Below are 8,371 nucleotides of genomic sequence, written 5' to 3' on the forward strand. Positions count from 1 at the left end.
GGCCTCCGACGCAGGTCGGAGGCCCTTTCCGCGACAAATTCGCAGGTGACGGCAGACGAGTCGGGCTGTACGCCGGGTTCTGTCGCCCGGTCGCCTCGCGGCGGCCGGGGAGACGGCCATCCATCTAGGACCGGCATTGCTGCCGGCCTCCTGCGGTCTACCCGCGAACTCGGGCGGGCCGCCCTCGAACGTTCGCGCAGGGCCGTCTTGCGACGGTCCTTCTTGACCTTGCTCCGGGTGGGGTTTACCTAGCCGCCTGAGTCACCTCAGGCGCTGGTGGTCTCTTACACCACCGTTTCACCCTTACCCGGGACCTGAGTCCCGGGCGGTCTGTTTTCTGTGGCACTGTCCCGCGAGTCACCTCGGGTGGCCGTTAGCCACCACCCTGCCCTGTGGAGCCCGGACGTTCCTCGGGGAGATCCGGGGATCTCCACGCGGCCGTCCGCCCGGCTCGTCTGCCGTGCCGCCATCGTACCCGGCGCGGGAGGGCTCCCGCCTGCGGCTCCGTGCCGGAACGCGAACCGCACCGGAACGGGGCCGGGCGTCAGCGGGGCCGGGCGTCAGCGGGCGAAGGCGGTGATGCCCGCGGTCCACGCCTCGGCGAGGTCGGCCTCCGGCGGGAAGCGGCCGTTCAGTTCGAGGACGACCATGCCGTGCGCGAACGCCCAGGCGGCCCTGGCGCGGTCCGCGTCGCCGGCGACGGCCCGGTAGAGGGGGGCCGCTGCTTTCCGGCGGTCGGGGGCGAGGGCCGGGAGGTCCGGGCGGCAGCCGGTGGCGAGCAGGTAGAGGTGCGGGTGGGCCAGGGCGTACGCGCGGTAGGCCGTGGCCAGGACGGGGAACGACCCGGGCGCCGACGCCTCGGCGGCGGTCAGCACGGCGGCCGTCTCGCGGTACATCTCGGCCGCCATGGCCGCCACCACGGACGACTTGTCGGGGAAGTACTTGTACAGGGACGAGGCCCGGAACCCCACTCGTTCGGCCAGGCGCCGCATGGTGAGTGCTTCCGGGCCCTCCTCCTCCAGCAGCGCGCGGGCGGCGGAGACGATCTGCCGGGGACGGCCGGTGGCGAGGCTGCCGGTGGCGGCGCGGACGGCGAGGTCGGTCACGCGGATAACCCTTCCTGGCCCCGGAGTGTCCGTGGCCGAAATCGCGATCGTACGAGATTCGGCCGAGCTGACCGAAAGGAGCCCCTCTGGGAGAGCGGCCGGCCGGGGCGGACCTCGGCCCGGCAGCCTCGTCCGGCCCCGTAACCTGGTTCTTCCGCCCCTGTACGAAGGAGAACCGCCGTGCTCGTGCTGTTGCCGCCCTCCGAGGGCAAGGCCGCCCCGGGGCGCGGGGCACCCTTGAAGCCCGAGTCCCTGTCGCTGCCGGGGCTCGCCCCGGCGCGTGCGGCCGTGCTGGACGAGCTGGTGGAGCTGTGCCTGGCCGACGAGGAGAAGGCGCGCGGGGTGCTCGGGCTCACCGAGGGGCTGCGCGGCGAGGTCGGCAAGAACGCGGAGCTGCGCACGGCTCCGACCCGGCCGGCCGGCGAGATCTACACGGGTGTCCTCTACGACGCCCTGGACCTGGCCACCCTGGACGCGGCGGCCAAGCGGCGGGCCTCGGCCTCGCTGCTGATCTTCTCCGGGCTGTGGGGCGCCGTACGCGTGAGCGACCGGATTCCGTCGTACCGCTGCTCGATGGGCGTGAAACTGCCGGCCCTCGGCTCGCTCGCCGCGCACTGGCGGGCGGCGATGGAGCCGGTGCTGCCGCAAGCCGCCGGTGACGGGCTCGTCCTGGACCTGCGTTCGTCCGCGTACGCGTCGGCGTGGAAGCCGAAGGGCGAGCTCGCCGGGCGCACGGCGAGCGTGCGGGTGCTCCAGTCGCAGCTGGTCGACGGGGTCGAGAAGCGGTCCGTGGTCAGTCACTTCAACAAGGCGACGAAGGGCCGCATGGTCCGCGACCTGCTGGAGGCGGGCGCCGCCCCGGAGAACCCGGAGCGGCTCGTGGAGGTGCTGCGCGGCCTCGGCTACGTGGTGGAGGCGCAGGCGCCGGCCCGCGCGGGGCGGCCGTGGTCGCTCGACGTGGTGGTGACGGAGATCCACTGACGGCGGCCACTGATGGCGGCCACGGACGGCGGGCCACGACGGAGTTCCCCGGCGGCGGGCCACGGCGCAACGACCGTTGCATCATGCGCAACGATCGTTGCAGGGAGTGCGGGACGGCGGCAGGATGACGCCATGACCTCCCCCGCGCCCGCCGTCGCCACCACGTCCCCCGCCCCGTCCGTGTCCGTGCTCGACCTCGCCCCCGTCGTCCCGGTCGTCGTGCTGGAGGACGCGGCGGACGCCGTACCGCTCGCCCGGGCGCTCGTCGCGGGCGGGCTTCCGGCGATCGAGGTGACGCTCCGGACCGCGGCGGCGCTGGACGCCATCGCGGCCATCGCCCGCGAGGTACCGACCGCGTCGGTGGGCGCGGGCACGGTGATATCCGTGGCGAACGTGGCCGAAACGGTGGCCGCCGGGGCGAAGTTCCTGGTCAGCCCCGGCTGGACGGACACCCTGCTGGCGGCGATGCGGGCGTCCGGCGTGCCCTTCCTGCCGGGGGTCTCGTCCGCGTCCGAGGTGGTCGCCCTGCTGGAACGCGGGGTCACCGACATGAAGTTCTTCCCGGCGGAGGCGGCCGGCGGGACCGCCTACCTCAAGGCGCTCGCCGCGCCGCTGCCGCAAGCGCGGTTCTGCCCCACCGGGGGCATCTCGGCCGCCTCGGCCCCGCACTATCTCGCCCTGCCCAACGTCGGCTGCGTGGGCGGAAGTTGGATGCTCCCGAGCGAGGCCATCGCCACGAAGGACTGGGCCAGGGTGGAGCGTCTGGCGGCCGAGGCGGCGACTCTGCGCGGCTGAGGCCGGGCACGGCCCGCCGCGGGGACGGCGGGCCTACCGCAGGTACGAGGTGTCGTTGAAGAGGCGTACGGACGCGTTGCCGTCGCCGTAGTACGCGACCTCGCAGAGGGACGCGGCGGCGAGCTCCATCCGGAACATGGACTCCGCGGGAGCGCCGAGCGCCAGCCTGATCAGGGTCTTGATGGGCGTCACATGGCTGACCAGCAGGACGGTACGGCCGGCGTACGCGGCGGCCAGCCGGTCGCGCGCGAGGGCCACCCGGTCGGCGACCTCCACGAAGCTCTCGCCGCCGCCCGTGGGCGCCGCCTGCGGGTCGGTGAGCCAGGTCGTCAGGTCGGAGCCGTAGCGTTCACGCACCTCCGCGAAGGAGAGGCCCTCCCAGGCGCCGAAGTCCGTCTCCCGCAGCCCCTCGTCGACCGTCACGTCGAGGCCGAGGCGGTCCGCCACCGCGCCCGCGGTCTCGCGGCACCGGCGCAGCGGTGAGCTGACGATCTCCTGGACCGTGCCGAGGGCCGCGAAGTGCGCGGCGGCGCGTCCGGCCTGCTCCCGGCCGGTCGCGGAGAGCTCGGGGTCGGTTCCGCCACTGCCGGAGAACCGCTTCTCCGGGGTCAGCACGGTCTCTCCGTGCCGGAGCAGCAGGAAGGTGGCGGGGGCGCCCATGTCCGGGGCGGCTGCCCAGCCCACCCGGGGGGTGACGGCCGGAGCGGCGGTCGCCCCGGAGGTACGGGAAGCGGCGTCGGAGACACCCGCGGAGCCGGTACGGGCGGCGGCGAGGGCGGCGCGCACCTTGGCCGCTCCGGCGGACGCGTCGCCCACCTCGCGGGGCGGTACGTCCCCGAACTCGCCGACGGCCGGACGGGCCGGGGCGTCCAGGGCCGCGGTGGAGGCGGAGGGCTCCCACTGCTCGCCCCGGCGGCCCGCGTCCATCGCCTCGTTGGCGAGCCGGTCCGCGTGCTTGTTCCGCTCGCGCGGCATCCACTCGTAGGTGACGGCGGAGGGCGGGAAGACGGTGGCCGCCTCCGCCGCGAGGGGCTTCATGTCGGGGTGCTTGATCTTCCAGCGGCCCGACATCTGCTCGACCACCAGCTTCGAGTCCATCCGCACGTGGACCCGGACGGAACCGTCCGCCGCCTCCGGGAACAGCGCCTTCGCGGCCCGGAGGCCGGCGATCAGGCCCCGGTACTCGGCGACGTTGTTCGTCGCGACGCCGATGTACGCGGCGGCCTCGGCGAGCGTTTCGCCGGTCGCCGGGTCCACGACGACGGCGCCGTAACCGGCGGGCCCCGGGTTGCCCCGGGAACCTCCGTCGGCTTCGACGACGAGCTGGTGGGGCGAGGGCATTACAGGCCCGACTCCGAGGTGCGCACCAGGATGCGGTGGCAGTTCTCGCAGCGCAGGACGGTGTCGGGAGACGCCGCCTTCACGTCGTTGACCTCGGTGATGTTCAGCTCCAGGCGGCAGCCCTCGCAGCGGCGCTGGTAGAGCCGGGCAGCACCGACACCGCCCTGCTGGGTGCGGAGCTTGTCGTACAGCTTCAGCAGGTCCGCGGGAATGACCTCGGCGACGACCGCGCGGTCCTTGCCGATCGTCTCGGTCTGGGCGTCGAACTCCTTGAGCGCGGCGTCGCGGCGCGCGGTGGCGTCGTCCATCTTGGCCTGGACGGCGGCGACCCGGTCGGTCAGCTCGGTGACCCGCTCCTGGGCGGCCTCGCGGCGCTCCATGATTTCGAGGACCACGTCCTCCAGGTCGCCCTGGCGCTTGGCCAGTGAGGTGATCTCGCGCTGGAGGCTCTCCAGGTCCTTCGACGAGGAGACCGCGCCGGAGTCGAGACGCTGCTGGTCGCGGACGGCACGCTGGCGCACCTGGTCGACGTCCTGCTCCGCCTTGGTCTGCTCGCGGCTGGTGTCGCTCTCCTCGGTCTGGGAGGCGACCAGCAGGTCGCGGAGCTGAGCGAGGTCGTTGTTGAGGGACTCGATCTCCGCGTGCTCCGGCAGCGAGGCCCGCTTGTGCGCGGTCTGCGCGAGGCGAACGTCGAGTGCCTGGACGTCGAGAAGTCGGATCTGGTCGGCGGGCGCGGCGTTCAGTTGGGGGCTCCAGAAGAGTGGTGGGTGGTCCAGGGGTCGGTGACCTGCTTCGAGACGTGGACCCGCAGGTCCCATCCGTGGCGGTCGGAAATCGCGTCGAGCTGTGCCGCGGCCTGCTCGCACCAAGGCCACTCGGTGGCCCAGTGCGCGGCGTCGACGAGGCCGAGCGGGGAGTGCTGCACCGCCTCGGAAGCCGGGTGGTGGCGCAGGTCGGCGGTGAGGAAGGCGTCGACGCCCGCCGCACGCACCGCGTCGAAGAGGCTGTCGCCGGAGCCGCCGCTGACGGCGACCGTACGCACGGTGGCCTCCGGGTCGCCGGCCAGCCGGACGCCCTGCGCGGTGGCGGGCAGCCGGGCCGCGGCGCGGGCGGCGAAGTCACTCAGCGTCTCGGGGTGGTCCAGCTCGCAGATCCGGCCGAGGCCGCGACGGCCGTGCTGGTCGGTGGGGTCGGGCACGAGGGGGCCGGTGACGCGCAGGCCGAGCGCTCCGGCCAGGGCGTCGGAGACTCCGGGGTCGGCGGTGTCGGCGTTGGTGTGCGCGACGTGCAGCGCGATGCCGTGCGTGATGAGCCGGTGCACGACCCGGCCCTTGAAGGTGTCGGCCGCGACGGTCGTCGTCCCTCGCAGGTAGAGCGGGTGATGGGTGACGACGAGCTGGGCTCCGAGGCGTACCGCCTCGTCGACGACGCTCCCCACCGGGTCGACGGCGAACAGGACCCGGTCGGCCTCCGCGTCGGGGTCTCCGCAGACCGTGCCCACCGCGTCCCACCCCTCGGCCCGCTCGGGGGGCCAGAGGGCGTCGAGCTCGGCGATGACTTCAGACAGACGGGGCACGGGGAAAGGCTACCTGGCCTGCGCACCGCACCGGTCATGGCTGCGCGTACCCACCCGTAGCGCCCCACTCCGGTCACGCATCGTCACCTCGGAGGGTTCCCGGACCGCCTTCGGTCGGGCATCGGGGGCGGGCCCGGCCCGGGCGCCGACGTGGGGCTCGGGCTCGGCAGAAGCACAGCGCCTCGACCACTCACCCTCGATTCCGGTTTACACCATCCTTATGTGTGAAGCGGTGGGTGTGGCGTTGGTCGGCGGAAAGCCCGAAAACTAGCTTCGGTCGCCGGAGGTGACACATCCCATGACTGCCTGTGTCGCAGAAGGTCTGACCCAAGGGGGCGTCGGGGCGGCCAGGGAGCCGGAACCCGCGCCCGAGGAACCCGAGGATCCCGGGACACCCGGGAAACCGCAGCGAGGTGAGGGGCTGGAAACGCGAGGGCCGCGGACGCCGGAGGCGTCCGGACGGACCGCCACGCCGTACGTCGCGCCGAGCGACGGCGGAGCCCGGTCCGTGCCCGGTGCCCGGGCCGCCGCGCCGGACGGGTCCCGCCACGGCGGAGCCCGTCCCGACGGTCCCCCCGCCGACGGTTCTCCCGCCCACGAGGGCGTGGCCCCGATGGCCATCCGGGTCGTCGTGACCGGGCGGACGGTGGTGCCCACGGGTGCTCCGGCCGGCCGGAGCGTCGACGCGACCACCCTCGTCCCGCTCGTGGGGGCCGTCGTCGGCTCACCGACGACAGCCGCGTTCCACACGTCGACCGGGTCGTCGGCGCCCCCCGCACCGGCGGCGCTCTCCGGAGCGGCCGCACCCGCCTCGTCGGGAACGGGCTCGCCCTCCCCGGCGACGCCTCCTCCGGCGCCCCCACCCCCGCCCGTCGCGGCACCCGCACCCGGGGTCACCGTCCACGCGAACGCCGCAGGGCTGTCGGCCACCCGGCGCCCGGCCACCTCCGCCGAGGCCACCCGGCGCCCGGCCACCTCCGCCGAGGCCGCCCCCCTTCCCCGCCGCATCCCGCCGACGCCCGCCGACGCCCCCGCGTCAGCGGGTCTCCGGGCCCCGCACGCGGCGGGCACGCTGACGCTCTCGGCGGACGGCGCGTACGCGGCGCGGCTCACGAGGGGCGGCAGCGAGGCGCTCGGCCGGGGCTGGTACCCCGAGCGGTGGACGCTCGACGGTCCGGAGCCGTACGCGGTGCCGCTCCCGCTGGACCAGCCGGAGGAACCCGACTCGCAGGTGGTGCCGCTCGCGGACGGGCGGGTGCTGATCCGGCGACGGGTGGCGGACCGGCACGCGTTCTCGCTGCTCTACCCGACCGGCCCCGGGACCGGCGAGCTGCCGCTCGGAAGTGTGGAGTGCGAGCGTATGACGCTGATCGCACCGGCCCCGGACGGGGCGAGCGTCTACGCCCTGGCGCCCGGCATCTTCACCACCTCCGTCTGGCGGGTGGCGGGCGGCGCTTTCGGTCCCGAGCACGTGGCCGATGTGCCGGGGCTCTGCTCCGGCGGGGTCTGGCTGGACCGTACGGGCAGGGTGCTGGCCCTCGATCGCAGGCCCCCCGGCGGCGGACCGGTGAAGACGGTCGCCGTCGACCTCGAACGCGGCGGCGAGGTGACTCCGCTCCTCCAGATCGCACCAGGGAGCAATGACCGGCTGCTGATCGCCGAACCGGACAGCGGACTCTTCCTGCTCCGCTCCGACGCCCCGGGGCGGGACCGGCTCGGCTGGGGCATCCTGGGCAGCGCGCTGCCGGTTCGTTTCCCGGAGTGCCTGTGCCCGGCGGACGTGACCGTCACGCCGTTCGCGGTGCAGCCGGGACAGATGCTGATGCCGGAGAGCTGCGCGGTCGCCCTCCGGATCGACGGCGCGGCAGGCAGCTGGCTCGGCGTCTGGCGTCCGACGGGCCGCCGTCTCCACCAGTTCGTCGCACCGACGGGCTGGCAGACCGGGTCGGGCTCCTGGAGCCGTGACGGCGTACTGAGCCTGCCGTACGCGCGCCCCGACGCACCCTGCGGGCTGGCGCGGCTGGAGGCTCCGGAGGACGCCCCGCCACAGGCGTACGACGGTGTGCGGCGCGGCCCCGGACCGGCGGACGAAACCGGAACGCAACCATCCGCCGCCGGATCATCTCCTGTGGAGTGCAGGCCCGTTCCGCTGGGGCAGGTGTATCCGCGGAGCGGCCCGGCGCCCGGCTGACACGGCCTAGAATTCGGCGGGGGCTACGCGGTCGTTCCGTACGGGTGCGCAGTGTGACCATGCCCAGGGGCATTTCCGGACAGGCGGGACGAGATCCGGAGGGGCCGGCACGGGTGGCGGCGGGCCCCGGTACACACGCAAGCAAACGCGACGGGGTGACTTCCCACATGTCTGAAGCCCGAACCGACACGATGCAGACGTGCCCGCCGGGGGCGGACGCACAACAAGCCGAAGCCGGCGGCTCCGGAAAGCACCGCGGGGGTGTGTCTGCGCAGACCACCTCCGCGCAGACTCACGGCCGGCACCGCCGGCCTACCCACGGAGACGACGGAATGTCCTGAAACGCCGGTGCCGGAAAGCGCGGAGAGAGGTGGCGGGGGT

General features: G+C 74.2%; 7 protein-coding genes and 1 other RNA gene. 3 read left to right on the plus strand and 5 right to left on the minus strand.

Annotated features, from left to right (window positions below; genetic code table 11):
* Window positions 1-52: 52 nt before the first annotated feature.
* Both rnpB and ACFWEP_RS27125 read right to left on the minus strand, forming a co-directional pair.
* Window positions 53-454: RNase P RNA component class A (gene rnpB / locus ACFWEP_RS27120), an RNA gene on the minus strand.
* A gap of 106 nt (window positions 455-560) precedes the next feature.
* Window positions 561-1,106, minus strand: coding sequence for a TetR/AcrR family transcriptional regulator (locus ACFWEP_RS27125; protein WP_387373761.1), 546 nt, complete (start codon window positions 1,104-1,106; stop codon window positions 561-563).
* Between the two features lie 180 nt (window positions 1,107-1,286).
* Here ACFWEP_RS27125 and yaaA point away from each other — a divergent pair, with 180 nt between their 5' ends.
* Together yaaA and eda are read left to right on the plus strand one after the other, a co-directional pair.
* A complete protein-coding gene (gene yaaA, locus ACFWEP_RS27130; RefSeq protein ID WP_387373762.1) occupies window positions 1,287-2,087 on the plus strand; it encodes a peroxide stress protein YaaA in 801 nt (266 codons plus the stop codon).
* A 132-nt stretch (window positions 2,088-2,219) separates the two neighbouring features.
* Complete coding sequence (gene eda, locus ACFWEP_RS27135) at window positions 2,220-2,882, plus strand: bifunctional 4-hydroxy-2-oxoglutarate aldolase/2-dehydro-3-deoxy-phosphogluconate aldolase (RefSeq protein WP_387373764.1); 663 nt, start codon at window positions 2,220-2,222, stop codon at window positions 2,880-2,882.
* 33 nt (window positions 2,883-2,915) lie between these two features.
* On the opposite strand, the gene ACFWEP_RS27140 is transcribed toward eda, so the two are convergent.
* From ACFWEP_RS27140 to ACFWEP_RS27150, 3 genes are read right to left on the minus strand one after another with little or no spacing between them, the layout of a single operon-like run.
* Window positions 2,916-4,223: a bifunctional RNase H/acid phosphatase gene (locus ACFWEP_RS27140; RefSeq protein WP_387373767.1), complete on the minus strand. Its 1,308-nt coding sequence runs from the start codon at window positions 4,221-4,223 to the stop codon at window positions 2,916-2,918.
* Window positions 4,223-4,966 (minus strand): zinc ribbon domain-containing protein, encoded by a 744-nt coding sequence (locus ACFWEP_RS27145; protein WP_387373774.1) that lies wholly within the window; start codon window positions 4,964-4,966, stop codon window positions 4,223-4,225. Before ACFWEP_RS27145 ends, ACFWEP_RS27140 begins: the two co-directional genes overlap by 1 nt.
* On the minus strand, window positions 4,963-5,799 hold the full coding sequence (locus tag ACFWEP_RS27150) for a Nif3-like dinuclear metal center hexameric protein (protein ID WP_387373769.1): 837 nt from the start codon (window positions 5,797-5,799) through the stop codon (window positions 4,963-4,965). The genes ACFWEP_RS27145 and ACFWEP_RS27150 overlap by 4 nt, the downstream gene beginning before the upstream one ends.
* 508 nt (window positions 5,800-6,307) lie before the next feature.
* Between ACFWEP_RS27150 and ACFWEP_RS27155 the strand changes: the two genes are divergently transcribed.
* Window positions 6,308-7,990, plus strand: a complete 1,683-nt coding sequence (locus ACFWEP_RS27155) for a hypothetical protein (protein WP_387373772.1) — start codon at window positions 6,308-6,310, stop codon at window positions 7,988-7,990.
* Window positions 7,991-8,371: the final 381 nt, after the last annotated feature.

Source organism: Streptomyces sp. NPDC060198 (assembly GCF_042728415.1).
Lineage (GTDB): Bacteria > Actinomycetota > Actinomycetes > Streptomycetales > Streptomycetaceae > Streptomyces.

Bases quoted from the DNA above. Each gene is read 5' to 3' on its own strand.
- eda (WP_387373764.1), top strand. From the start codon at position 2,220: ATGACCTCCCCCGCGCCCGCCGTCGCCACCACGTCCCCCGCCCCGTCC.
- ACFWEP_RS27140 (WP_387373767.1), bottom strand. From the start codon at position 4,223: ATGCCCTCGCCCCACCAGCTCGTCGTCGAAGCCGACGGAGGTTCCCGG.